The sequence below is a fragment of the Anianabacter salinae genome, from assembly GCF_019061145.1.
Classification (GTDB): Bacteria; Pseudomonadota; Alphaproteobacteria; order Rhodobacterales; family Rhodobacteraceae; genus Anianibacter; species Anianibacter salinarum.
Map to the genome: position 1 here is coordinate 1 of NZ_JAHQZS010000012.1, position 23,524 is coordinate 23,524.

The 23,524-nt window shown below is 63.9% G+C and carries 24 protein-coding genes, 1 tRNA gene and 2 pseudogenes; 15 read left to right on the top strand and 12 right to left on the bottom strand.

From position 1 onward, the window contains the following. Positions 1-77: transfer RNA gene (locus KTJ87_RS17835), tRNA-Met, on the top strand. 279 nt (positions 78-356) lie between these two features. Here the strand turns inward: KTJ87_RS17835 and KTJ87_RS17840 are convergent. Both KTJ87_RS17840 and KTJ87_RS17845 read right to left on the bottom strand, forming a co-directional pair. Continuing rightward, positions 357-647: pseudogene (locus tag KTJ87_RS17840) on the bottom strand (transposase); the annotation flags it as partial. Between the two features lie 130 nt (positions 648-777). Further along, positions 778-1,806 carry a LacI family DNA-binding transcriptional regulator gene (locus KTJ87_RS17845; protein WP_267140512.1) on the bottom strand — a complete coding sequence of 343 codons (1,029 nt, stop codon included), beginning with the start codon at positions 1,804-1,806 and terminating at the stop codon, positions 778-780. A 197-nt stretch (positions 1,807-2,003) separates the two neighbouring features. On the opposite strand from KTJ87_RS17845, the gene KTJ87_RS17850 reads away from it, so the two are divergent. The 12 genes from KTJ87_RS17850 to KTJ87_RS17905 all read left to right on the top strand — a co-directional run bounded on the left by KTJ87_RS17850 (position 2,004) and on the right by KTJ87_RS17905 (position 12,527). Next, complete coding sequence (locus tag KTJ87_RS17850) at positions 2,004-2,192, top strand: hypothetical protein (protein ID WP_267140513.1); 189 nt, start codon at positions 2,004-2,006, stop codon at positions 2,190-2,192. A gap of 24 nt (positions 2,193-2,216) precedes the next feature. Then, positions 2,217-3,365, top strand: a complete 1,149-nt coding sequence (locus tag KTJ87_RS17855) for a TRAP transporter substrate-binding protein (protein WP_407650516.1) — start codon at positions 2,217-2,219, stop codon at positions 3,363-3,365. Between the two features lie 106 nt (positions 3,366-3,471). Further along, positions 3,472-3,987 (top strand): TRAP transporter small permease, encoded by a 516-nt coding sequence (locus tag KTJ87_RS17860; protein ID WP_267140515.1) that lies wholly within the window; start codon positions 3,472-3,474, stop codon positions 3,985-3,987. Between the two features lie 14 nt (positions 3,988-4,001). Further along, entirely contained in the window at positions 4,002-5,333 is a 1,332-nt protein-coding gene (locus KTJ87_RS17865; RefSeq protein WP_267140516.1) for a TRAP transporter large permease, read from the top strand. A 12-nt stretch (positions 5,334-5,345) separates the two neighbouring features. After that, a complete protein-coding gene (gene hisD, locus KTJ87_RS17870) occupies positions 5,346-6,671 on the top strand; it encodes a histidinol dehydrogenase (RefSeq protein ID WP_267140517.1) in 1,326 nt (441 codons plus the stop codon). Then, positions 6,655-7,413, top strand: coding sequence for an SDR family NAD(P)-dependent oxidoreductase (locus KTJ87_RS17875; protein WP_267140518.1), 759 nt, complete (start codon positions 6,655-6,657; stop codon positions 7,411-7,413). The genes hisD and KTJ87_RS17875 overlap by 17 nt, the downstream gene beginning before the upstream one ends. Then, entirely contained in the window at positions 7,410-8,396 is a 987-nt protein-coding gene (locus tag KTJ87_RS17880) for an alcohol dehydrogenase catalytic domain-containing protein (protein WP_267140519.1), read from the top strand. Before KTJ87_RS17875 ends, KTJ87_RS17880 begins: the two co-directional genes overlap by 4 nt. A gap of 13 nt (positions 8,397-8,409) precedes the next feature. Continuing rightward, on the top strand, positions 8,410-8,721 hold the full coding sequence (locus tag KTJ87_RS17885) for a UxaA family hydrolase (RefSeq protein ID WP_267140520.1): 312 nt from the start codon (positions 8,410-8,412) through the stop codon (positions 8,719-8,721). 11 nt (positions 8,722-8,732) lie between these two features. Next, complete coding sequence (locus KTJ87_RS17890; protein WP_267140521.1) at positions 8,733-9,914, top strand: UxaA family hydrolase; 1,182 nt, start codon at positions 8,733-8,735, stop codon at positions 9,912-9,914. A gap of 79 nt (positions 9,915-9,993) precedes the next feature. Beyond that, the gene (locus KTJ87_RS17895; protein ID WP_267140522.1) at positions 9,994-11,040 is read left to right on the top strand and encodes an Ldh family oxidoreductase; all 1,047 of its coding nucleotides are present in this window, start codon (positions 9,994-9,996) and stop codon (positions 11,038-11,040) included. Between the two features lie 47 nt (positions 11,041-11,087). Beyond that, positions 11,088-12,065, top strand: coding sequence for a YeiH family protein (locus KTJ87_RS17900; RefSeq protein ID WP_267140523.1), 978 nt, complete (start codon positions 11,088-11,090; stop codon positions 12,063-12,065). A 21-nt stretch (positions 12,066-12,086) separates the two neighbouring features. Continuing rightward, positions 12,087-12,527 (top strand): universal stress protein, encoded by a 441-nt coding sequence (locus KTJ87_RS17905; RefSeq protein WP_267140524.1) that lies wholly within the window; start codon positions 12,087-12,089, stop codon positions 12,525-12,527. A 31-nt stretch (positions 12,528-12,558) separates the two neighbouring features. Here the strand turns inward: KTJ87_RS17905 and KTJ87_RS17910 are convergent, their stop codons facing one another. The 7 genes from KTJ87_RS17910 to KTJ87_RS17940 all read right to left on the bottom strand — a co-directional run bounded on the left by KTJ87_RS17910 (position 12,559) and on the right by KTJ87_RS17940 (position 19,105). Next, positions 12,559-13,575: a 5-oxoprolinase subunit C family protein gene (locus KTJ87_RS17910; protein WP_267140525.1), complete on the bottom strand. Its 1,017-nt coding sequence runs from the start codon at positions 13,573-13,575 to the stop codon at positions 12,559-12,561. After that, the gene (locus tag KTJ87_RS17915) at positions 13,572-14,318 is read right to left on the bottom strand and encodes a 5-oxoprolinase subunit B family protein (RefSeq protein ID WP_407650518.1); all 747 of its coding nucleotides are present in this window, start codon (positions 14,316-14,318) and stop codon (positions 13,572-13,574) included. The genes KTJ87_RS17910 and KTJ87_RS17915 overlap by 4 nt, the downstream gene beginning before the upstream one ends. A gap of 24 nt (positions 14,319-14,342) precedes the next feature. Then, positions 14,343-15,626 (bottom strand): TRAP transporter large permease, encoded by a 1,284-nt coding sequence (locus KTJ87_RS17920; protein WP_267140527.1) that lies wholly within the window; start codon positions 15,624-15,626, stop codon positions 14,343-14,345. After that, positions 15,623-16,210, bottom strand: a complete 588-nt coding sequence (locus KTJ87_RS17925) for a TRAP transporter small permease subunit (RefSeq protein WP_267140528.1) — start codon at positions 16,208-16,210, stop codon at positions 15,623-15,625. The genes KTJ87_RS17920 and KTJ87_RS17925 overlap by 4 nt, the downstream gene beginning before the upstream one ends. Positions 16,211-16,233: 23 nt before the next feature. Next, complete coding sequence (locus KTJ87_RS17930) at positions 16,234-17,274, bottom strand: TRAP transporter substrate-binding protein (RefSeq protein ID WP_267140529.1); 1,041 nt, start codon at positions 17,272-17,274, stop codon at positions 16,234-16,236. A gap of 30 nt (positions 17,275-17,304) precedes the next feature. Further along, a complete protein-coding gene (locus KTJ87_RS17935; RefSeq protein ID WP_267140530.1) occupies positions 17,305-18,120 on the bottom strand; it encodes a putative hydro-lyase in 816 nt (271 codons plus the stop codon). Between the two features lie 94 nt (positions 18,121-18,214). After that, on the bottom strand, positions 18,215-19,105 hold the full coding sequence (locus KTJ87_RS17940) for a LysR family transcriptional regulator (RefSeq protein WP_267140531.1): 891 nt from the start codon (positions 19,103-19,105) through the stop codon (positions 18,215-18,217). A gap of 130 nt (positions 19,106-19,235) precedes the next feature. Between KTJ87_RS17940 and KTJ87_RS17945 the strand changes: the two are divergent. Then, positions 19,236-19,703, top strand: a pseudogene (locus KTJ87_RS17945) (IS6 family transposase); the annotation flags it as partial. Between the two features lie 136 nt (positions 19,704-19,839). Here the strand turns inward: KTJ87_RS17945 and KTJ87_RS17950 are convergent. From KTJ87_RS17950 to KTJ87_RS17960, 3 genes are read right to left on the bottom strand one after another with little or no spacing between them, the layout of a single operon-like run. Further along, a complete protein-coding gene (locus tag KTJ87_RS17950) occupies positions 19,840-20,520 on the bottom strand; it encodes an aspartate/glutamate racemase family protein (RefSeq protein WP_267140532.1) in 681 nt (226 codons plus the stop codon). Continuing rightward, a complete protein-coding gene (locus KTJ87_RS17955) occupies positions 20,517-21,479 on the bottom strand; it encodes a polysaccharide deacetylase family protein (RefSeq protein ID WP_267140533.1) in 963 nt (320 codons plus the stop codon). The genes KTJ87_RS17950 and KTJ87_RS17955 overlap by 4 nt, the downstream gene beginning before the upstream one ends. Next, entirely contained in the window at positions 21,476-22,174 is a 699-nt protein-coding gene (locus tag KTJ87_RS17960) for a GntR family transcriptional regulator (protein WP_267140534.1), read from the bottom strand. The genes KTJ87_RS17955 and KTJ87_RS17960 overlap by 4 nt, the downstream gene beginning before the upstream one ends. A gap of 304 nt (positions 22,175-22,478) precedes the next feature. Between KTJ87_RS17960 and KTJ87_RS17965 the strand changes: the two genes are divergently transcribed. Continuing rightward, the gene (locus tag KTJ87_RS17965; protein ID WP_267140535.1) at positions 22,479-23,465 is read left to right on the top strand and encodes a TRAP transporter substrate-binding protein; all 987 of its coding nucleotides are present in this window, start codon (positions 22,479-22,481) and stop codon (positions 23,463-23,465) included. Positions 23,466-23,524: the final 59 nt, after the last annotated feature.

A 23,524-nucleotide genomic window follows, 5' to 3' on the forward strand; every position in this document is an offset into this window, starting at 1 on the left:
CGCGGGGTGGAGCAGCCCGGTAGCTCGTCAGGCTCATAACCTGAAGGCCGCAGGTTCAAATCCTGCCCCCGCAACCAAATTCCTCAGCTTTATCAATCACATCAATATCTTGAAGCTCCGCTCCCGCGGAGCTTTTGCCGTTCTGGGCCCCCGGCATTCGGGCTGACCGGAGAACCGGGGCACCCGCCGCCAAGAGCAGCAGGCTCGCCAGGGCGCCGTCAAACTCGACCGCGGTCCTGATAGACCAAGCTCCGCACGACGCCACCCCCGCTGCTGCCCCGCAGTTTGCGGTGCCGGGCAGCGGCTCCCTTTTGCCTCAGGAGCCACGATTTGCATAAGACAAGCTCCGCCATCGCAAAATACGCCGACGCCTTGCGCAGGATCTCGTTGGCCTGGCGCAGCACACGGTTCTCTTGTTCCAGCGCCTTCATCTTCTCTGCCATGTCGGTCGGGATGCCCGTGCGTCGACCGCTGTCGACCTCGGCCTTCTTGACCCACTCGTTCAGGGTTTGGGGCGCACAGCCGATCCTTGCGGAAATCGACATGTCTGCCTGCCAGCGCGATCCATGCTGACCCTCATTGTCAACGACCAGCCGCACCGCACGCTCGCGCACTTCGGGGGAAAACTTGTTCGTCGTCTTGCTCATGATGCTCCATCCTACTCAGGAGTTGGAGCCTCCGGCAAACCCGGCGAGGTTCACGAAGCCTCGAAGTGCAGGGTCGTCAGAATGGACAGACAAAATCAAACTACGCGGCTGTAGCATGCGCAGTCCCCAATCAGGGTGGTGGCCCAAGAGACCGTCTTAGCCGAATGTCCGTTTCAAGCCTGACACTCTCGGGCAATTCACGCCGCTTGAACATCTGCATCAGCATGCTGGCGGCGCGGCGGCCCATTTCCCGGTGGGGCACATGCACGGTCGTCAGTGCCGGCTCGGCGAGACTGGCGATCTCAATGTCGTCAAACCCGGTGATCGAGATGTCGGCAGGAACGCGCAGCCCCATTTCCTTGGAGGCGCGCAGCGCACCCAAGGCGAGAACGTCGTTCACGCACATCACCGCTGTCGTATCTGGCGCTGCCGCAAGTGTCTCGCGCAGCGCGGTGCTGCCGTTTTCAATGCCGTAAGGTGTCTGGATCAGCCACAGGTCGCTGGCGTCGAGTCCTGCCTCTGTCATGGCAATCCTGATCCCCTCGACCCGGTCCCGGGCCCTGTCGTTCGACACGATCGGCGCCGAGATGCATGCGATCCGGCGATGGCCTTGCTGGATCACAAGGCGGGCGAGGTCGGCCATCGCACTCTTGTTGTCAAAGCCGATTGAAGGCTGATCCTGGGCCGGATCGTAGGACCATGCGATCAGGTAGGGCACCGAGCGACGCCTCAGGTAGTCATAGATCGCCTGGTCGCGGTGATAGCCGATAAGAAGCAGACCGTCGGCCCCGCGCGCGGCAAGTGCCCGGATCTGTTCTTCCTCAAGGGCTTCCTGATAGGCCGACGAAGCGATCAGAAGCGTCTTTCCGTGGCGGCCCAGTTCCTCTTGAAAGGCCTGGATGCCCCGCGCAAAGACCGCATTCTCCATTGTCGGAATGATCGCGCCGAAGGTATTCGTCTGCTTTGCGGCAAGGGTCTTGGCGCCGAAATTCGGCGCGTAGCCAAGGTCTTCAACGGCCTTCATCACCCGTTTTCGGGTCTCTCCGACGACCTGATCCGGTGAATTGAGGCAGCGCGAGACAGTTGCCGTCGACACATTCGCAAGCCGTGCCACGTCCGCGAGCGTCGGGAGAGGCGTGTCATGGGGCGGGTAATCCATGCGCCGTATGCCTCTCTTGTTCATCTGGAACTTGCCGGAATCATCGCCGTGCCGGGCACATCCAGCTTCCTTTACCGGACACGTCTCGACGAGGAAAGATACCACCAGACGCGACAATGTAAACGCTTGCATCGGCGCATGTAAGCGGTTACATGATTCTTCAGCCGCCAGTTTATTGTGCGTCGGGAGGGGCTCATATGGCTTTTATGATCGCGTTGCTGCTGGCCGTGGCGTTCACGGCCAATGTCGTGGCCGGGGCCATCGGTTCTGGCCCTTTGGTCAGTAACGTATCGGAAATGCTCATACTTCTTGCGGCTTCAGTGGCCTTTGTCGTCGGCATTCTGCAACGGGAGGCGCAGGCCGAAGCCGCCGAAAAGAACAAATAAGAACGCGTTTCAATGGGAGGAAACATGATGAAAGAGATCAAGAACGAAATCGCCTCGGTCGAGCGCCGGAACTTCCTGAAACTTGCAGGAACCGGCTGCTTTACGGCGGCGCTGGTCGCCGGCGCGGGCGGCATGTTGTGGTCGGACGCGGCCGTCGCGCAGACCGCCGCGGAAGAGCGGGAACGTGAGGCAGCCGCCGACCACATCATGACGTTGGCAACCGCCTACGTTCTTGGTGCATCGCGCAGCTATCCGATCTTGCAGCTCGACCTGAAGGAAAATATTCAGAACATGACCAACGGAAAGGTCTATGTGCGCCTTTCCCCCGGCGGTCAGTTGGGCGCTGGCGGTGCGCTTGCGCAGGCGGTCCAGTCCGGCACGATCCAGTGCGCGCAGCACAGCCTTGCCAACTTTGCGCCCTTCGCATCGGCGGTCGATCTGATCAACCTGCCGTATTTCTGCGGTTCCAACCAGCGTTTCACCAACCTCACCACCTCCGACGCGTGGAAAGCCGAAGTCAATCCGCGCATCGCAGCGTCGGGCTTCAAGTCGCTGTTCTACATCGTGATCGATCCCCGTGTCGTGGCCGTGCGCCAGGGCGGCAACGCCATCATCACACCGTCCGACATGGCCGGCGTGAAGTTCCGGGTGCCCGGCTCCGCAATGCTGCAGCAGTATTACAGCATGGTCGGCGCCAACCCGACGCCTGTTGCCTGGGGTGAAACCCCGTCGGCGATCCGCCAGGGCGTTGCCGACGCGCTCGACCCGTCGGTCGGCGCGCTGCATGTCTTCGGCTTCGGCGAGATCCTCAGCCATGTGACCTTTACCCAGGCGGTCCCGGACAGCCAGGTCTATTCCGTCAATCTGGAATGGTTCGAAGGCCTGCCGGGCGACGTGCAGGAAGGCATCGAGTTCGCAGGCGAGATCACGCAGGCGCAGAACCTTGCCAAGGTTCCGGCCGCACGGGCCTACGCGATGTCCGAGCTGTCGGCCAATGGTGTGGAGTTCCACACGCTGTCCGACGACCAACTGGCCGAATGGAAGTCCGTGGGTGGCTACCAGAACAGCGAATGGGACCAGTTCAAGCTGGAACTCGCCGGTTCGATGGAGACGTTCGATCGCCTCGACGAAGCCGCGGGCACCATGGGCCACTACTACGTTCACGACGCCTGATGAAGAGGGTCCAGCGCCATCCCGGCGCTGGGCCTCACCCAATCCACGACTGACGCGCGCGACAATTGCGGCGGACGGCGGACGGCTGCGTCCGGACGGGGGCTAAATGTCAGACATCTTCAAGGCCATGGACAGGAACGGCGAGCGTTGGCTGCTTCTTGTGTTCTACGTGATGCTCGTCGGCACGATGTTCATCGAAGTCGTGCGGCGAGAGGTGTTCGCCTACTCTTCGATCTGGGGCGAAGAGATGGTGCGCTATTCCTTCATCTACCTTGCGTGGATCGGTGCGGCGGCGGCCGTCAAGGAACGTGGGCACATCCGTATCGACGTGATCATGAATTACGTCCCCAGGACCGTGAAGGCGCTGCTCTACATCCTTGGTGACATCGTCATGTTCGCCGTGGCGGCGGTCGCCCTCTACTGGTCGTGGGAAGCGGTCCACATCTCCTGGAAATTCGGCTCTGTGACGCACGGTTTGCGCGTCTCTCAGGTGTTCTTCCTGTTCGCCGTCCCATTCGGCTTCGCCCTGGTGATGCTGCGGCTGACGCAGTCCTTCCTCCGAGACATCTCTGATCTTCGTAGCGGACGCCCCGTCTACGAAGGCGACAAGCTCTTCGACTGAGAAGGAACAGGCACGTGCTCTGGCAACAACTTCAGAACCAGACGGTCGAGCTCGGTTGGGATTTCTACATTCCTATCCTGGTGTTCGTTGTTCTTGTCGCGCTTGCGGTCCCGGTCTGGGCCTCCATCGGCGCTGCGGCGATCCTGATGCTGCTGATCTCGGGCGCGCTGCCCTTGTCCCTGCTTGGCGAGAGCCTGTTTCATGGCATCGACCATTTCGCGCTGACCGCGGTGCCTCTGTTCATCCTGACAGGTGATGCGCTGGTCCGAACAGGTCTCAGCAAGAAGTTCCTCGATGTGGCCGAGGCAATCACCTGCTGGGCCAAGGGCGGCTTTGGCTCTGCCACGGTCCTTGTGTGCGGTATGTTTGCCGCCATCTCCGGGTCTGACGCGGCGGGTGCGGCAGCCGTGGGACGCATGACGATCGACCGACTGGTCGAAAGCGGCTATCCGCGCCCCTATGCCTGCGCATTGGTCGCCGCCGGAGCCTGCACCGGGATCCTGATCCCGCCCTCGATCGCCTACATCATCATCGGCCTCGTGCTGGGCGTGAATGTCTCCATCCTGTTCCTCGCCGCGGTCATTCCCGGCTTGCTGGTGCTCTTGGCCATCCTCATCACCAATACCTTGGTGAACCGCAGGCACGCCTATGAGGGCGGCGGGCTGATGACGTTGGGCGAATGGGCCGCGAACCTCTGGAAGTCACTGAAATCGGGCTGGTATGCGTTCCTTGTGCCCGCCATCATCTTCTACGGCATATTTTCGGGCAAGTTGACGCCGACCGAGGCCGGAGCCGTGGCTGTCGTCGTCACCATCGTCATCGGCTTTCTCATCGGCACGCTCAAGTTCTCGGACTTTCCGGCGATGCTGGTCAGCTCGGCCAAGGTGAACGGTGTGATCCTGCCGATCATCGCCTTCTCGCTGCCGCTGGCGCAGGCGCTGTCGATCCTTGGTGTTCCGCAAGGCTTCGTCGCCGCCGCCACAAGCGTAAGCGAAGAGCCTTGGGTCCTGATACTGATGATGATCCTGATCCTGATCGCAGCAGGCTGCGTGATGGAGACGACACCGAATATCGTGATCCTCGCGCCGATCCTGTTCCCGCTCTCGCAGCAGATCGAGATGAACGAGATTCAGTTCTGCATCATGATGATCACGGCGCTGGGGGTCGGCTTCATCACGCCGCCCCTTGGTCTCAACCTGTTCGTGGTGTCCGGGATAACCGGGGAATCGATCCTGAAGATCGCGGTGCGCGCCGTCCCGTTCGTGGGCTTCATGCTTATCGTGACCCTGATGATCGCCTTTATCCCCGCGATCTCCACCGCCCTCCTGCCTGATGTTTACCGATAGGACTACACTCTCATGGCCATTGAATACCTCAAGAAGGCAACCCTGACCTCGACCAGCGGCGCCACGGACGTGCACGAACAGGTCAAGGCCATGCTGGACGACATCGAGGCAGGCGGCGATGCCAAGGCGCTGGACTACGCGGCAAGGCTGGATGGATACGAGGGGCCGGTGCTTCTGTCGCAGGCCGATATCGATGCCGCGATCGCGCTGGTCCCCGAGAAGATCAAGGCCGACATCCGCTTCAGCCATGCAAACGTGAAACGTTTTGCCGAGGCGCAGAAGGCGACGCTTGCCAATGTCGAGGTCGAGATCGTGCCTGGAATGGTCGCAGGTCAAAAGACCATCCCGGTCAATGCCGCGGGCTGCTACGTGCCGGGTGGGCGCTACAGCCACATCGCCAGCGCCATCATGACGGTGACGACCGCCCATGTCGCGGGCTGCAAGCATATCGTGGCCTGCTCTCCGCCGCGCCCGGGCGTCGGGGTCGCACCCGCGATCGTCTATGCGGCGCATTACTGCGGCGCGCACAAGATCCTTGCCATGGGCGGAGTGCAAGGCGTGGCCGCAATGACCTTTGGATTGTTCGGGCTTCCCGAGGCGAACATCCTGGTCGGTCCCGGCAACCAGTATGTTGCAGAAGCCAAGCGCATCCTGTTCGGACGCGTCGGCATCGACATGATCGCAGGTCCGACCGACAGCCTGATCCTTGCCGACAGGACCGCCGATCCGATGGTCATCGCCGCCGATCTCGTCGGGCAGGCAGAGCATGGCTACAACTCGCCGGTCTGGCTGGTCACCGATGATCGCCACATCGCCGAAGAGGTCATGCGGATCGTGCCCGGCCTGATCGACGATCTGCCCGAGGTGAACCGCGACAACGCGGCGATGGCGTGGCGGGACTATGCCGAGGTCATCGTGTGCGCCGACCGCGAGGAAATGGCCGCCACATCGGACGCCTATGCACCAGAGCACCTTACAGTGCAGGCCGAGGACCTCGATTGGTGGCTGGACCGGCTGACGTGCTACGGGTCGTTGTTCCTTGGAGAAGAAACCACCGTTGCCTTTGGCGACAAGGCGTCCGGAACCAACCACGTTCTTCCGACCGGGCGCGCCGCGACCTACACCGGTGGCTTGTCGGTGCACAAGTACATGAAGATCGTCACATGGCAGCGATCGACCCGAGAGGGCGCACGACCGATTGCCGAGGCCACCGCGCGGATCGCACGGTTCGAGGGCATGGAGGGGCACGCCAGGACAGCGGATATCCGTCTTGCCAAGTTCTTTCCCGATGAGGTCTTTGATCTGACGGTCGACGATTGCCATGACCAACAGAGCTGAAAGTGACCTGAGCGGCCGCGTTGCGTGCGTGACGGGGGCCAGTTCGGGGCTCGGGCGCCGGGCCGCACTGGTGCTGGCCCATGCCGGCGCCAAGGTGGTTGCGGTCGCGCGGCGCGCGGACGCGTTGGCATCGCTCGTTGGTGAGGCGCCGGGCCGCATTGCGGCCTTGCCGTGGGATCTTGCCGACCGCGCCGCGATTTCAGAGCTTGCACGGCACGCGGCCGACCCGTTTGGCGCACCCGATATCCTGGTGCACGCGGCAGGGATCAACACGCGCGAGGTGGCCGATGACGTGACGCCCGAAGGGTGGGACGCCACGCTCAACCTCAACCTCGCAGTGCCGTTCTTTCTGTCGCAGCATCTTGTGCCCGCCATGAAGGCAAGGGGGTGGGGCCGGATCGTGAATTTCGCCTCGCTCCAGTCTTACCGGGCGTTTCCGGGCGGACTGAGCTACGGGGCATCCAAGGGCGGAGTGGCGCAGTTGACCCGCGCCATGGCCGAGGCCTGGTCGCGGGACGGGATCATGGTCAATGCCATCGGCCCGGGGTTTTTCCGCACCGAACTGACGGCAGCGGTGTTCGATGATCCGGAGCGCGCGGCGCGCAATGCCGCGCAGACCTGCATCGGCCGCAACGGCGAGCCGGAAGATATCGATGGCCCGCTCCTGTTCCTCTGCTCCGACAGCTGCGGTTACGTCACCGGGCAGGTTCTCATGGTCGATGGGGGGTTCACCGCGAAATGAAGGCGCTTGTGTACACGGCCCCCGAGGCGATGGAGTACCGCGATGTGCCCGACCCCGTGCCGGACATGGACCACCACCTGATCGGCATCGACAGCGTCGGCATCTGCGGGTCGGACATGCATGCCTATCTGGGCCATGACGATCGCCGGCCCGCGCCTCTGATCCTGGGGCACGAAGCGGCGGGGACCGTCATCGGCGGGCCGATGGATGGCGCGCGCGTCACGATCAATCCGCTGGTCACCTGCCAGACGTGCCCGGCGTGCCGTGCGGGACGCGACAATCTGTGTGCAACGCGCCAGATCATCTCGATGGCGCCGCGTGAAGGCGCCTTTGCGCAGATGGTCGCCATGCCGGGCCGGAACCTTGTTCGCGTTCCCGATGAGGTATCGCTGGAAATGGCTGCCCTTGCAGAGCCCACGGCGGTCAGTTGGCACGCCGTGCGCCTGGGGTTGAAGGCTCTGCCGCAAGACATGGTCCAATCGGCCCTGGTCATCGGGGGCGGTGCCATCGGTGTGGCCGCCGCGATCAGTCTGATCGCCCAGGGGATGCCCCGGGTGACGTTGATCGAACCCAACCCGCTGCGACGCGCCTACTTGGAACTTCATGCCCGCATCGCGGTGGCAGCCCCCGACGAGATAGCGGATGAAGCGTTCGATCTGACTGTGGACGGCGTAGGCCATGACAGCACCCGCGCCACCGCCAGCGCGGCGACGCGGCCTGGCGGAGTGATCCTGCACATCGGCCTCGGGGGCGGCGCGGGGGGGCTGGATGTCCGCCGCATGACGCTGCACGAGATCACCTTCATCGGCACCTATACCTATACCGCGCAGGATTTCCGCGACACCTGCGCGGCCATGTTCGATGGACGGCTCGGGCAGCTTGACTGGATGGAAACCCGCCCGCTCAGCGAAGGCGCCCGGGCCTTTGCCGATATCCGCGAGGGCCGAACGGCCGCGCCCAAGATCATCCTCAAACCCGCATGAACTGGAGTTCTCCATGCCCCAAACCAAACCCGTTCCAAACGAGATCCCGCAGCTTCTGGTTCACGAAGCTGCCGACAACGTCGGCGTCGTCGTCGTCGAAGGCCTGACCGCGGGCACCGACATGCTGTGCTGCATCACCCATGACAATTCGACCTTCCGCCTGACTGCGAAAGACGATGTGCCGATCGGTCACAAGATCGCGCTGGCCGACCTCAGGACCGGGGACACGGCGGTCAAGTACGGCGAGGACATCGGCAAGATCATCGCCGATGTCGGCCAGGGCAAGCACGTCCACACCCACAATTGCAAAACGAAACGCTGGTAAGGACATCAAGAATGGCATCCAAGTATTCAAACATCACTGTCCAGGGCTACCGGCGCGAGAATGGCCGGGTCGGCGTGCGCAACCATGTGATCATCCTGCCGGTGGACGATATTTCCAATGCCGCCTGCGAGGCCGTCGCCAACAACGTCAAGGGCACGATGGCGATCCCGCACGCCTATGGCCGCCTTCAGTTCGGCGAGGATCTTGACGTTCATTTCCGCACGATCATCGGAACTGGCGCGAACCCCAATGTTGCCGCCGTCGTGGTGATCGGGATCGAACCGGGCTGGACCAAAAAGATCGCCGACGGAATCCGCCTGACAGGCAAACCTGTCGCCGAGTTCTCGATCGAGCAGAAGGGCGATTTCGAGACCATCCGCGCAGCCTCGTGGGCCGCCAAGGACTTCGTCCACCATGCGACCGAACTGCAGCGTGAAGAATGCTCGATGAACGAGCTCTGGATTTCCACGAAATGCGGCGAGAGCGATACGACCACAGGTTTGGGATCCTGTCCGACAGTTGGCAACATGTATGACAAGCTGCTGCCCGAAGGCATCACCGGCTTTTTCGGAGAGACCTCCGAAATCACCGGAGCGGAACACATCTGCAAGGAGCGTGCTGTCGACGCCGAAGTGGGCGAGCGCTGGTACAAGATGTGGAAGGCTTATCAGGATGACGTCATCTTCGCGCACCAGACTGATGACCTTTCCGACAGTCAGCCGACCAAGGGCAACATCGAGGGCGGCCTGACGACGATCGAGGAAAAGGCGCTTGGGAACCTCGAGAAGATCGGGCGAACCTCGCGCTATATCGACATCCTGGAACCGGCCGAAGCGCCGGGCAAGGGCGCTGGGCTCTACTTCATGGACTCGTCCTCTGCGGCGGCCGAATGTGTGACGCTCATGGCTGCGGGCGGGGCGGTTATCCATACGTTCCCGACGGGGCAGGGCAATGTCGTCGGCAACCCGATCGTGCCCGTAATCAAGATCACCGCCAACCCGCGCACCGTGCGGACGATGGCCGAGCACGTGGATGTGGACGTCTCGGGCATCCTGCGCCGCGACCAGACCATCGACGAGGCGGGCGACGCGCTGATCGAGATGATCCGCCGCACCGCGAATGGCCGCAACACCGCCGCCGAGGCGCTTGGGCACCGGGAATTCTCGATGACCAAGCTTTACCGCAGCGCATAGTGCCTTCCTGGGCGGGTTCGTGACCGGATCCGCCCATTGCACGACAGTGCCGCGAAGCCCCAGCCGCCAGGATTTTCCGGTGACCGAAACGACCAATATCTCGATTGCCGATGCAACCGGCCTGATCCACGCAGCCCTGACTGCAGCACACATTCCCGCGGATGTCGCCGCGTGCGTGGCCAGGGCGCTGGTCGCGGCCGAGGCCGAGGGCCAGGCGGGCCACGGGTTTTCCCGGCTTGGCGACTACGTTTCGCAGGCCCGCTCGGGCAAGATCAACGTCAATGCCAGGATCACGTTGCATGCGCGCGGGCCTGCGTCGCTTCTGGTCGACGCCGACCGGGGATTTGCCTTCCCCGCACTCGACAAGGCCTTGGCAGCGGGATTGCCGCAGGCTTGGGACAGTGGCATTTCGGTTATGGCGGTCGCCAATTCGCATCATTGCGGCGCGTTGTCGGTACAGGTGGAGAAAATCGCCGCAGCAGGACTGATCGGCATCATGGTCGCCAATGCCCCCAAGGCGATTGCGCCCTGGGGCGGGACACAGCCGTTTTTCGGCACGAACCCCATCGCTTTCGCCACACCGCAGGCGAACGGTGCGCCGCTGGTGATTGACCTGTCGCTGTCGCGGGTCGCACGGGGAAAGGTCATGAACGCACACAAGGCGAACCAGCCGATCCCGCTTGGGTGGGCGCTGGATGTGCATGGCAAGCCGACAACCGACCCCGAGGCCGCGCTTTCGGGTACGATGCTGCCGATCGGAGAGGCCAAGGGCACCGCATTGGCGCTTATGGTCGAAATCCTTGCCGCGGCCTTTACCGGCAGCGCCTTCAGTCACGAGGCCGGATCGTTCTTCAGCGCCGATGGACCTGCGCCGAGGGTCGGCCAGACGCTGATCGTCCTGCGCCCCGATGCTGGCAGCGACTATCTTGACCGGGTGAGCGACCTGCTTGCCGCGATCGAGGCGGTGGAGGGGGTCCGCCTGCCGGGAGAGCGGCGGCGGCAGGCCATCTCCAGGGCCGAGCGCGAGGGCCTGTCTGTCCGCACACCGCTGATCGCGCTTGCCAGAAGCCTCGCGGGGGAAGGGCCGGGCCCGGGCACCCTGTCCAGCGGGCCGGATGCCACATGAAGGACGTCTCGACACTGAGAAAATGGAGAACGGACGCAGGTTCGTTGATGCCGGGCGTGCTAGTCGCGGCGATCATCGCAATGGCCAGCCGTTTCGTTTCGGAACACTACGGCGCGCCATCGATGTTGCTGGCGCTGCTGTTCGGGATCAGCCTGAACTTTCTTGCAACTGACCCAACTTGCGAACCTGGCGTTGCCTTCAGTGCCCGGACGTTGCTGCGCCTTGGGGTCGCCCTGCTGGGCCTGCGCGTCAGTTTCAATATGGTCGGCCAGCTTGGCTGGCCGATCGTCTCGCTGGTGGTCTTGATGGTGCCTCTGACCATTGGCTTCGGGTTTCTCGCGTCGCGGTTTTTCGGGTTCCAGTATCGGTTCGCGTTTCTGTCCGCCGGTGCGGTCGCGATCTGCGGCGCCTCGGCTGCGCTCGCCATTGCCGCAATCTTGCCGAAGGATGAACGATCAGACGACCGGCTGGTCTTCACCGTCGTGGGCGTCACGATCCTGTCGACCGTTGCCATGATCGTCTATCCGATCGTCAGCGCCGGGCTGGGTTTCGACGATGTGACGGCAGGGATCTACCTGGGCGCCACGATTCATGATGTGGCGCAGGTGGTCGGGGCCGGGTTCTCGATCTCGGACGAAGCGGGCGAGACGGCAACGCTGGTCAAGCTTTTGCGGGTGGCGATGCTGGCTCCGGTCGTTGTGGTGGCGTCTCTGATCCTGCGTGGCGGCTCGCGCGGGGGAACCTCTGGCCCGCGCCCCCCGCTGATACCAGGGTTCGTGTTGGCCTTCGTCCTTCTGGCGACACTGGGATCCTTGATGACGTTGCCCGCGCCCGTTCTGGCTGTGGCGGTCGAAGGGTCGGGATGGCTGTTGTTGACGGCGATTGCTGCGGTGGGCCTCAAGACGCGCCCGGCCGAGATCCTGAGGGTCGGCAGGCCTGCCGCCGCACTGCTGGTCGCCGAATCCCTGTTCCTTGCCGTGGTCGTCGGGCTTGCCCTGACGCGGCTGCCGATCACTGCACCCTGAACCCGAGACGGAAACACGATCATGCCGAAGTCCATCCTGATACCCATTGCCATCGACCATGAGCCTGTCGTGGCAGAAAAGATCGCCATTGCCCGACGTATGCTGGCACCGGGCGGCCGGATCACATTGTTGACCGTCCTCGAACAGATTTCGGGGTTTGCGGCAGAGTTCGTGACCGTGAAGTCCGAGAACCACCTGACCGCGCGGGTCATGGATCGCCTGAAATCCGTCGCTGGAGAAGCCCCTGAATTCGATTGCCTCGTGGCCACAGGCAAACCCGGGCTGCGCATCACCGAAATCGCCCGCGAGATCGGCGCCGACCTGATCATCGTAGGTGCCCACAGTCCAAGCGCGGTTGACTATTTCCTTGGATCGACCGCCGCCCGCGTGGCGCGCCGCGCGTCCTGTTCCGTCTACATACTTCGGGCAGCCTCCTCGGAAGCGGAGGCGCGTGTTGGTTGATCGCCGAAACGGCCAGAGGGAAGAGGCTGTCTCATTCCTCCGGGTCGCCCGCCGTCACCCCGCTGATCAACTGATAGGCCAGAAGATCGCGCATATCGCGCGGATCGCGCACCAGCCGGGTCATGGTGCCCGACAGCGCGCGGCGTAGCTTGTCTGCCGCGCGAGCCATCTCGATCGCCTTTGACCGCTCGACGAAGCGGAACGTCAGCACGGCGCCGGGCGGGGCCTGTGCTGCGCGCGGCAGATCCTGCGGCAGGATTGTCCCGATGCGAGGATAGCCGCCCGTGGTCTGACATTCGCCCAGAAGCACGACGGGCGTGCCGTCTCCGGTGATCTGGATGTCGCCCGGCACCACGACCTCGGACAGGATCGACAGCCCTCCTTGTGTTTGAAACGCGCCACCGTCGTGGCGCAGCCGCACGCCCATCCGGTTGCCTCGCGGATCACGCGTGAACTCCGCAGCCCCGAAGCGTGCGATCTGCTCGGCCGGGAACATGGCTGTCTGCGGCCCGGCCATGACTCTGAGAGGGCCGCCGGAAAACCGGTCTTCGGTGGCGAGTGAGAAGCCAGCCTCACCGCCTGGAGCGTCCGGGCCCACCGGCACGCGAGTGCCCGACTTCAGCAAGCTGTCGATCCCCGCTGCAATGTGCGCGCCCCTGGCCCCCAGAACCTTGGCCAGAGCGATCCCGCCGCCGACATGCAGATAGCCGTAGACCCCGGCAACGGCCGGCCCGATCTCCAGACGCTGCCCCGCACGCAGCCGATGAGATGCGCTCCATGCCAGTGGCGCGCCATCGATCCAGGCGCGCATCGGAGCGCCGGTCAGCGCGATGCGGATGTCCTCGGTGGCCTCGAACACGCCGCCCATGCCCACCATCTCGATCGCTGCGACGGTTTCGGCCTGGCCGAGCAACGTGGCACCTTCGATGATCGCAAGCTGGTCGGCCGCGCCGCCGCGGGACAGGCCGAACGCGATCAGGCCGGGCCTTCCAAGGTCCTGCACGCTTGTCGCCGGACCCGCCCGGTGGACGATCAGGGCGCGGGTCATCGGATCGGCTCTGCCACGGCGCCGCCGTCCGGGCCTTCGTTCGACAGCCGCTCGTAGGCGCCGCGATCGATGGGCAGAAAGCGCACCTCGTCGCCGGGCCGCATCAGGAACGGGGTTTCGCCATCTGGTCGAAACAGGCGCAGGGCGGTCTGGGCGACATGGCGCCAACCGGTCGGAGTGGTGACGGAGAACAGCGTCATCTGCCGGATCGCCGCACACAGCGCGCCGACGGGAACGCGCGGCGTAAGTTGCGTCTGGCGCGGAATGGACCAGTGATCGGCAAGCTCTCCCAGATAGGGCTGTCCGGGGGCAAAGCCTATCGTCTGCACCCGCAACGGCGTCGCGGCGATCTGTGCGATGGCCTTTTCTGGCGTGACCCCGGCCAGGGCTGCGGCCTCTTGCAGTTGCGGCGCAAGTTCCGTGCCGAACACGGCCGGCACCGTCCAGCGCCTGCGCCCGCCTGGCAGGTCGGCGCGGGTCCAGTCGCGGCTGTCCACCAGGGCCGCAAGGCGGGCGCGCAGGGCGTCGCCATCCATGGCGGCGGCATCGAAGCGCAGGTAGGTCGAAACCAGCGAGGCCGCGGTTTCCTCGACCCCCGGCCAAGACTCGCGCTCGATCGCATCGCGCAGCGCAAGAGCTGCCCGGTTCGCAGGCTCGTTCAGCCGGTCCGTGAAACTGACCAGAAGTCCGTCAAGGCCAAGCCACGACACGCGAGGAAATACCTTCGAAGCAGTCTGTTCCAAGACGTTATTCATTTCACGTGGCAACTACCGCAGCGTCTGGGGAAGCATCAGCGCAAGCTGCGGGAATGCGATCAACAGGCCCACCATAGCCAGCATGACCACGACATAGGGAATAACCCCCACCATCACCTCGCCCATGTGGCCCGAGCGCCGCGCACCCTGCACGACATAGAGGTTCAGCCCGACTGGCGGCGTGATCAACGCCATCTCGATCAACACGATCATCAAGATGCCGAACCATATCGGATCGAACCCTTGCGCCACCACCAGTGGCACGATGATGGGGATCGTCACCACCATCAGCGACAAGGTCTCGATGAAGAACCCAAGCACGATGTAGATCGCGACGACGACGAGGATCAGCCCCATCGCGGACAGCCCCAAACCGTCGAGCAACGTTTTCAGCTCGGCTCCCAGCCCCGCCGAGGCGAGCGTGAAATTCAGGAACGAGGCACCGATCACCACAAGCATAATCATCGCGGTTATCTTGGTCGTGCCCAGCACACTGTCGCGGATGATCTCTAGGTTCAGCCGCCCGAACAGCGCCGCGATCACCAGCGCGCCAAACACGCCGACGGACGCGGCCTCGGTCGGGGTGGCCCAGCCGCGGTAGATCGTGCCGATGATGACACCGAACAGAAGGATGATGGGCACCAGCTGAATCAGCGCACGCAGCATTTCGGCGAATGGAAACACCCGTCGAACGCCACCAAGCCCAGGACGAAGCCAACAGATCAGCGCCGTGACCGCCATGAATCCAACCGCCAGCAGGAGCCCCGGGATCAATCCCGCGAGGAACAGCTGCGGAATCGAGCTTTGAGTCAGGAACCCGTAGACGATCAGGTTGATCGAGGGCGGGATCATGATGCCGAGGGTTCCGCCCGCCGCGATGGCGCCCGAGAACAGGCGCGGGTCATAGCCCAGCTTCTCGGCTTGCGGCATGGCGACAGTGGCGACGGTCGCCGCCGTTGCTACGGACGAGCCGGAGGTGGCCGAGAACATCGTCGCCGTTGCGATATTGGCGTGCACCAATCCTCCGGGCAGCCAGCTGACCCAGCGATCAAGCGCCGCATAGGTCCGTGTCGCAATGCCCGAGCGCACCAGGATCTCGCCCAGCAGCACGAAGAACGGGATGGCGATCAGAGTTGGGTTGTTCGATGTCGACCACACCATGTTGCCCAGTCCCCGCACGAGAGGGAAGGGCGTGAAGAACTGGTCTATCCCGAAGCCCAGAAGGAACAGCACGATCCCGACCGGGATCGACAGGCCGAGACATAAGAGCAGGCCGGTCGTGATGGACCAGATCATTGCGCGCGGCCTCCGCTAGTGGCAGCAAGGGCAGCGGCTTCGGCCTCTTTCATCTCTCCCGAAATGCCGATGCGAGTGTGGGCAAGGGCGTGGCGGCCTCGGAGCACCAGACATGCCGCCGCCAGCACCGTCACCCAGGATGCGGCCGCAAACCAGATCCATCCGATCATCCACGGCGCCTGCACCCAGGCCAGCGGCGTCTCCAAAGGCGTGTTCGCCCGCGAGCCGTTCAGTATCGAGCGCTCGAGCACGGGCCAGCAGCGCCATGCGATCAGGCTGACGGTGGCGGCCAGAACGCTCAGGGCGAACAGATCGAAAAGCGATCGAACTAACGGTCCGCCCCGGCTTCGGATGACGTCGATGCGAACATGCCCTAGCTCGCTCAGCGCATAGGCCATGCCCCACGAGGTCGCGATGGCCATGACATAGCCGCTGATCTCGTCCGTGCCGCCAAAGGACGCGTGGAATCGGCGCAGCACGATGTCGAGCAGCACGAAACCCGCGCAGAACAGGAGACCCGCCCCCACCGCCAGCGCAACCAGGCGGTTGATCCGGCGGAGGTGTTCGAGAATGTAATCGGCCATGGTTGGGCTCCTGCCTGAAAGGTTCAGTTCGCCACAGTCACGCCGACCGCCGCGCCGACGCTTTCATTCCAGCGTTTGGCCCAGTCCGCTCCGGCCCGCGCTGCCCAGTCGGGAAGCACGGTTGTTTCCAGAACCTCGCGCGCCCTGGCGAAATCCGCTTCCGACACGTCGACCAATACCATGCCGCGTGCCTCGCCCGCTGGGCATTCGCCGTTGCCGGTGAGACAGGCGATGTCGGTCACCAGCGCATCCTGCGCCGCATCCCATGCAGGCGCCTCGAACTCGGCCGCGATGGTTTCGGAGATCAGCGTCTGCGTCTCTGGCGACATGCTGTTCCAGCGGTCCAGATTTATGGCCGTCACCACGCTGTCCCAGCCGCCAAGCGGGATCGGCAACAGGTGCGTCGACACCTCCCACCAGCCCGCCGAATAGCCCGAGCCGGCGCCTGTCACGGCACAATCGACGACACCGTTCTGCAAGGCGCCCGGCACCTCGCCAAAGCCGACGTTGATGCCCTCGGCCCCCAGCGCCTCGAGGAACTGCGCCGTCATGCGTCCCGATGCGCGCACCTTGAGCCCTTCGAGATCGGCAAGACTGCTGATCTCGGCGTTGCAGAACACGATCTGCGGCGGATAGGGCGCGATGGCAAGAACATGGCTGTTGAAGCGGTCGCGGTAGATATCGGCGACCATCGGACGGGCCGCATCGACCATGCGCCGCGCTTCGTCTGCGGCCATAGCGATCAGGGGGACGTCCAGTCCCTCCAGTTCCGGTGCATCCGCGACCGCGTAGTCGGCAACCGTCATGGCCACATCGTAGACGCCATCACCCAGCAGGCGGTAGACGTCTCCAAGACCAAGGTTCATCTGGTTGTGGGTGGTCAGCGCCACCTCGATCTCGCCGTTCGACGCGCCGGGCAGGGTCTCGGACCAGAACGGGGCCTCGAAGTCGTTGTGCAAGGGCAAGTTCGACCAACTGCCGACGACCGACAGGGATTCGGATTGCGCCAGCGCCGGACCGCTTATCGCGGTGGCGGTCAGCAGGATTGCAAGCTTGGTCTTCATTGGTCTGTCTCCCGTGTTGGTTTCGTTGTTTCAATCGTGGATCAACACCGGCACTTCGGCATCTTCCGGAATGTCGGTGATGAGCATGTGACCGGGCCGGTGAGTGATGCAAAGCGGCGGGGCAGCCGCCGCGATGGCGGCCTGAGGCGTCACACCGCAGGCCCAGAACACCGGCACATGGCCGTCGGGAAGCGGTGCGGGATCGCCCCAATCGGGCATCGCGATATCGTGGATGCCGATGTCTGCGGGGTCTCCGGCGTGGACCGGCCCGCCATGGGCGAGCGGAAAGCGGCGTGAAATCTCGGCTGCCTGGTCGACGCGGTCCTTGGCGATGGCACGCAGGCTGACCACCATGCTGCACCGGAACGGTCCGGCGGCTGCGCAAGGTATCGACGAGCGGAACATCGGAACCGTCCTGTCATTCTCGACGTGCCAAAGTGGGATGCCTGCCCGGATCAAGGCATGCTCAAAGGTGAACGAACAGCCCAGAGCGAAGGCGACAAGGTCATCTGTCCAGACATCCGATATGTCGGTCGCAGTGCCTGACAGTTGACCATCGCGAAAGATGCTGTAGGCCGGAACATCGCGGCGGATGTCGATGTCGCGCCCAAGAAAACGCATCATCGGATCGCCCGTGTCTGAGACGCCCACAAGCGGGCAGGGCTTGGGGTTGCGCTGGCAGAAGCGCATGAAATCGAGCGCCTGCGCCTTGGGAAGGATCACGACGTTCGCCTGCAGGTACCCCGATCCAAGTCCGGCGGTATGGCCCTTGTAGGCGCTGCTGCGGATCGCCGTACGCAACGTGGCAAGGTCGCTGTGCTGCAGGTCGCGGAACGTGTGGGTCATCTGCCCCTCGGGTGGCTGCACTGTCCCCGACAGGCTGGCGCGCCGAGATCATCAAGGCAAATCGAAAGATTTTGCCGTTATTGATAAAGGAAATTTATGCACCTGCATGGTGCAATGCGGCCTCAAGGGCCAGATGTGCGGCGGTTTCGACCAGATGGCTTTTGGGCTCTGCCAGATACGACGCTGTGAACCGCAAGGGATCCGGAACCCAACCGGGATCGAATTCGATGATCCGCCCCGCCGCCAGGGGCTCGGCTGCCAGCGCGCGCGGCAAGGCGGCAACCCCGAGGCCCGCCTCGACCAACCGGAAACAGGCCGAAAGCGAGGACGAAGGGAAGACCGCGACTTCGGGCCCGAAACGTTCGAACAGAAGATCGCGCAACTCACGGTACGGCCGCGTGTTACGCGCGTAGGTCAGCACTGGCCGACGGAAATGATCGCCGGGGTCGGCGCCTGCCGTCTCGTCGGCGGCGGCATACCAGGCCAGTTCGAACCCGGGAAGGTCGATGTTCTCGACCGAATACTCCGAGACGGGCCCCAGAAGCACGGCAAGGTCGATCTCGCGGTTCAACAGCCCTTCGCGCAGGCCCAGCGAGATATCGACATTGAATTCGATCTCGACCCTTGGATAGTGCCGATGTAGCCGTGCGATCAGGTCGGGAAGCCAGCACTGAGCGATGGTCTCGGACACGCCGATGCGCAGGTGCCGCTCCAGCCCTTCCGGGTCGATCACGTCCCGTTCGACCATCTCGGACAACTGCTCGAACTTGCGCGCATAGGACAACAACCGCTCGCCGCGCTTGGACAGGGTCAACCGTGCCGACGCCCGGTCGAAAAGGGTGCCGCCAAGCGCCGCCTCGAGGTTGCGGATGCGAGCAGTGACAGCTGGTTGTGTGAGGTTCATGGCCGTTGCCGCGCGGCCGACGCCGCCAAACCGCACCACGGCAAGGAAGGCTCGAAGCTGCTCAAGATTCAGCCGGTTCATCGTTCTGCCATTTTTGATTCGCCCTGCCGCATTGTGGCGACTCTACCCGTCAGAACGGCGCTGTCAGAAGAATGGACATCGGATAGTGTAAGTGGAAACCGGCTTGAGCGTGCGATCGAGCCAGTAGTGATGGCACCTGGACGAGATGTTCATGAAGATCAATGGCAAGCAGCACTATCTGTGGCGGGCCGTCGACCACGAGGGCGAGGTGCTGGAGAGCTTTGTCACGACCACGCGTGACCGGAGGGCAGCTCTGAAATTCCTCGGGAAATCGATGAAGCGCCATGATCGGCCCGTCGACGTGGTGACAGATCGGCTCCGCACCTAACGCGCCGCCATGAAGGAGATGGGGCGTGGCAACGACTGTCAGATAAGGCGGTAGACGAACAACCGCGCCAAGAATTCACACCTGCCGTTCCGAAGGCGGGAGCAGGCAATGCAGTGGTTCCGGCAGATGCGATGTCTGCAGAGATTCGCCTCGGTCCATGCCTCTGTCCACAACCACTTCAACCTGGAACGCAGCCTCTCGTCCCGCCCGATCTTCAAGCAGAACCGCGCCGCCGCCTTTGCCGAGTGGCGCGGCCTTTTCGCGGCCTGACGGACCCGCTTTCCTGCCCTTGCGTAGACCGCGTCGCATTTGTCTGACAGCACCTCTCCAAAGATCTGCCGCACACCTTCCGCCTCGCGGGCATTGATAGTGCGGTCACCCCGGACCGGCTCGCAGTTGACGCCATTCAGGACCTCGCCCGCGATCCCCTGCCTTGCTGCCACGACGGGGCCAGGGCCTCGGCCATGAGGACCGCCGCCGCAAGGCAATCGACGACCGGTCGGTCCAGCCGAGGGGCGATCCGCCGCGCCATCCCCGCCGTGATCGCGCCGCCCAGGACGATCACGTCGCTGCCGTCCGTGGCCAGTGATCGCGCGGCGAGGTCGCCCAATTGTCCAAGGGTTCCCTCGGGATCCCGGTGACCTTGCAGCACACCTCTGTCCAAGGCATGGACCCCGCTCAGCCGCTGGCTCAGCCCGTAGGCCCGCGCCAGCGACAGGATGCCGGGCACCGAGGGTGGCGAGACCGTCACGATGGAAAAGCGCGCGCCCAGCATGCAGGCGGCGAACATCGCCGCCTCGGCAAGACCGACGACCGGAAAGGCACACCGCCGGCGGATGGCGGCAAGGCCCGGATCGCTGAAACATGCGATCACCGCCGCGTCGACGGGCCCGTCATGCCCGCAGATGGCCTCTTCGGTCGCGCGCGCCGCGGCGTCCACATCCTGCGGCGTTTCGATCGCCGCGGGACCGTGGGCCGCGGTCAGGGCCGTGATCCCCGTTCCCGGCCGCACCACCCTTTGCGCTTCTGTCCGCAGAAGGTCCGTGATGGCGGGTGTCGTGTTGGAATTGACGATCAGCAGGGTCATGCATCGTCACGGCGGTCTAACGGCACGTCGCGCGGGCGCGCGGCCCAGGGCCCCAACCCCTGCAGGTCGCGCCAGGTCCGGGCAATGTCGCGCCGCGTGGCGAACCAGGCACCGCCCCTTGTCGTCATGTGATCCAGCAACCGGCGCAGGCCGTCGATACGGCCGGGCCGTCCGATGATGCGCTGGTGCAGCCCGACCGACATCATCTTGGGATGTTCGGCCCCCTCGGTACGGAGGCAGTCGAAAGCATCCGCGCAATAGCGGGCAAAGTCCGCGCCAAAGACGAATCCGCCGCCTGGGGCGAAACGCATGTCGTTCGTGTCAAAGCTGTAGGGCAGCACCACATGGGGGGATCCCGCGGGCCGGACCAGCCAGGGCAGGTCGTCGTTGTAGGCATCGGAATCGTACAGGAACCCGCCGTGTTCGCATAGCAGGCGGCGCGTATTCTCGGATGCGGCCGAGCGGGTGTGCCAGCCCACAGGCGCGACGCCGGCGATGCGGCTCAGGCTGTCCATGGTGCGGGCGATGATCGCGGCCTCGCGTTCCGGGTCCATGCCCGCATGCCGTTCCCATCGATAGCCGTGGCAGGCGATCTCGTGGCCACGGGCTGCGGCCTCGGCGATCAGGGCAGGTGCGCGTTCCGCCGCGCGGGCGCAGGTGCTTACGGTCGCGCGCACGCCATAGGATTCCAGCAGGTCCAGGATGCGGTCGAACCCGGCGCGCGGCCCGTATTCGAAATGTGACGCCATGCAGGGATCGGCTGCGCCGCGCACTTCTTCGACGGCCTCGTATACGAATTCGTTGCGCTCGTCGCCATCGGCGATCGACAGTTCCGCGCCTTCCTCGAAGTTCAGCACGAACGAGACGCAGACCCGCGCCCCACCTGGCCATTCGACTTTGGGCCTGCGGCCCCTGTGGCCAAGAAAATCGCGGTGCGACACGGGTCCAGCGGCGTTCATTGGCGGCGCTCAAGATGCGAGAAGGCCGCAACAAGAGACTTCGCAGAGCGCTTCTGCGATCCCAGGTCGAGGGTGGCCATGACATCCTGAAGGTGATGCCGCATGGCATGGGCGGCGACCTCCTCGTCGCCCTCGGCGATCCGGTCGATCAGCGTTGCATGCCCGGCAAGAGAACAGGCCGACGCGTTCGGGCGCTGATAGAGTGCGACCACAAGGTTGTCGCGCGACACGAGGTCACGAACGATGTCGGCCACCACCGCGTTGCCTGTGATCCGGGCCAACTGGAAATGGAATTCGCCGGTCAGCCGGTGCGCGTGGCCGCCGTTGCCGGACAGGCGCGCGCTCTGCTCGGCGGCGACGATCTCGCGCAGCAGCTTCAGATGCTTCGGCCGGGCTGTGCGGGTGACGGCGCGGATCACGCCTTCCTCGATGACCTGCCGCGCGGCATTGACCTCGCGCGCGTCCTCGACCGAGGGGCGGGCAACGAAGGCGCCGCGCATCGGCTCGATTGTGACGATCTTCTGGTCGGCGAGACGGTGCAGGATCGGTCGGATGCGTGTCTTGCTGACCCCGAACACGCGGCCGAGGTCATCCTGTCCCAGCTTCTCGCCGGGCGCGAGGCGACCGTCGACGATGGCATCGAAGACCTCGCGATGGATCTCGTCGTCAGTCAGAGTCTTGTCCTTGTGTTCCATCTTGCTCCCGAATCGTATCCGAAAATGGTGCCAGAAATTTCCCGCAAACCGCGCAGCATTCCCGTCGTCTAGGGCAAACTATCGCAGCATCTTGGCGACTGTCCACGGGTTTTCTTGTCGTCCGCAAAAGGCATGATTCGTTCGTGCCTGATCATTGAGCAGGGTAGATGGCGTCCCGATGAAAGTTCGAACATCAAGCAATATCGTATCCGATATTTCTTGCAAATATGATCCGATGTGTTCGCAATGTGGCATGGCCTGCGCTGAGCGGGACTATCAGAAGCACCGACAGGGAAGCAGAACAATGAACATCTCGATCAAGACACGATCGCTCGTCGCCGCACTCGTGCTAGCCGCAACCGCACCGGCTGCCGGCGCCGAGACGACATGGATCATGGCCAGTGGCTATGCCGACACGAACTTCATGACCCAGAACATCCGCACCTTCATCGACGACGTGAAGGCCGCAACCGATGGCGAGCTCGACATCACGCTGCATTCCAACGGCACGCTTATCAAGCTCGATGGCATCAGGCGCGCGGTGCAGACCAACCAGATTCAGATCGGCGAAATCCGGCTCGGATCGTACTCCAACGAAGACGCCATGTATAACCTTGCAGGGCTGCCATTCGTGGCAGGTGACTATGCGAGTGCCTGGAAGCTCAAGGAAGCGCAGAAGTCCTATTTCGATAATCTGTTCGACGGTCTCGGATTCAAGGCGCTGGCATACCAGCCGTGGCCGGGGCAAGGGTTCTACACCAAGTTTCCGGTGACCGGGCTGGCCGACTTCAAGGGCGCCAAGCTGCGCATCTACTCGAAGGCCACGCAGGACATGGGCAACGCGCTCGGTTTCGAGGCCACCATCCTGCCCTTCGCCGAAATTCCCCAGGCCTTCGCCACGGGCCTGATCGACGCGCTGTTTACCTCGCCCCAGACCGGCATCGATATCCAGGCTTGGGACAACACCCAGTATTTCACGGCCGCCGGGGCGATCTTTACCAAGAATGCGATCATCGTGAACAAGGACGCCTTCGAGGCGCTTTCGCCCGAGGTGCAGGCTGCTCTGGTCGCAGCCGGTGATGCCGCGACGAAGCGCGGCTGGGAGATGAGCGAGGCGGTCTATGCCGAGCAACTCGATACCCTCAAGGCGAACGGAATGACGGTGGAGGACGCCCCCACCGAAGTCATGGACAGGCTGCGCGAGATCGGGGTCACGATGATGGAGGAATGGCGCGCCTCGGCGCCGTCCGAAGCCATCGCGGTGCTCGACGCCTACATGTCGGGCCTTTGATGCCGCACCCCGGCACCCAGGCACCCCCTGTCCGCTCGCGTCGGACGGGGGCAATCCCC

Bases quoted from the DNA above. Each gene is read 5' to 3' on its own strand.
- KTJ87_RS17920 (WP_267140527.1), bottom strand. From the start codon at position 15,626: ATGATCTGGTCCATCACGACCGGCCTGCTCTTATGTCTCGGCCTGTCG.
- KTJ87_RS17930 (WP_267140529.1), bottom strand. From the start codon at position 17,274: ATGAAGACCAAGCTTGCAATCCTGCTGACCGCCACCGCGATAAGCGGT.
- KTJ87_RS17890 (WP_267140521.1), top strand. From the start codon at position 8,733: ATGGCATCCAAGTATTCAAACATCACTGTCCAGGGCTACCGGCGCGAG.
- hisD (WP_267140517.1), top strand. From the start codon at position 5,346: ATGGCCATTGAATACCTCAAGAAGGCAACCCTGACCTCGACCAGCGGC.
- KTJ87_RS17955 (WP_267140533.1), bottom strand. From the start codon at position 21,479: ATGAACGCCGCTGGACCCGTGTCGCACCGCGATTTTCTTGGCCACAGG.
- KTJ87_RS17855 (WP_407650516.1), top strand. From the start codon at position 2,217: ATGATGAAAGAGATCAAGAACGAAATCGCCTCGGTCGAGCGCCGGAAC.
- KTJ87_RS17960 (WP_267140534.1), bottom strand. From the start codon at position 22,174: ATGGAACACAAGGACAAGACTCTGACTGACGACGAGATCCATCGCGAG.
- KTJ87_RS17950 (WP_267140532.1), bottom strand. From the start codon at position 20,520: ATGACCCTGCTGATCGTCAATTCCAACACGACACCCGCCATCACGGAC.
- KTJ87_RS17925 (WP_267140528.1), bottom strand. From the start codon at position 16,210: ATGGCCGATTACATTCTCGAACACCTCCGCCGGATCAACCGCCTGGTT.
- KTJ87_RS17965 (WP_267140535.1), top strand. From the start codon at position 22,479: ATGAACATCTCGATCAAGACACGATCGCTCGTCGCCGCACTCGTGCTA.
- KTJ87_RS17900 (WP_267140523.1), top strand. From the start codon at position 11,088: ATGCCGGGCGTGCTAGTCGCGGCGATCATCGCAATGGCCAGCCGTTTC.
- KTJ87_RS17845 (WP_267140512.1), bottom strand. From the start codon at position 1,806: ATGGATTACCCGCCCCATGACACGCCTCTCCCGACGCTCGCGGACGTG.
- KTJ87_RS17875 (WP_267140518.1), top strand. From the start codon at position 6,655: ATGACCAACAGAGCTGAAAGTGACCTGAGCGGCCGCGTTGCGTGCGTG.
- KTJ87_RS17850 (WP_267140513.1), top strand. From the start codon at position 2,004: ATGGCTTTTATGATCGCGTTGCTGCTGGCCGTGGCGTTCACGGCCAAT.
- KTJ87_RS17935 (WP_267140530.1), bottom strand. From the start codon at position 18,120: ATGACCCACACGTTCCGCGACCTGCAGCACAGCGACCTTGCCACGTTG.
- KTJ87_RS17880 (WP_267140519.1), top strand. From the start codon at position 7,410: ATGAAGGCGCTTGTGTACACGGCCCCCGAGGCGATGGAGTACCGCGAT.
- KTJ87_RS17940 (WP_267140531.1), bottom strand. From the start codon at position 19,105: ATGAACCGGCTGAATCTTGAGCAGCTTCGAGCCTTCCTTGCCGTGGTG.
- KTJ87_RS17860 (WP_267140515.1), top strand. From the start codon at position 3,472: ATGTCAGACATCTTCAAGGCCATGGACAGGAACGGCGAGCGTTGGCTG.
- KTJ87_RS17910 (WP_267140525.1), bottom strand. From the start codon at position 13,575: ATGACCCGCGCCCTGATCGTCCACCGGGCGGGTCCGGCGACAAGCGTG.
- KTJ87_RS17905 (WP_267140524.1), top strand. From the start codon at position 12,087: ATGCCGAAGTCCATCCTGATACCCATTGCCATCGACCATGAGCCTGTC.
- KTJ87_RS17885 (WP_267140520.1), top strand. From the start codon at position 8,410: ATGCCCCAAACCAAACCCGTTCCAAACGAGATCCCGCAGCTTCTGGTT.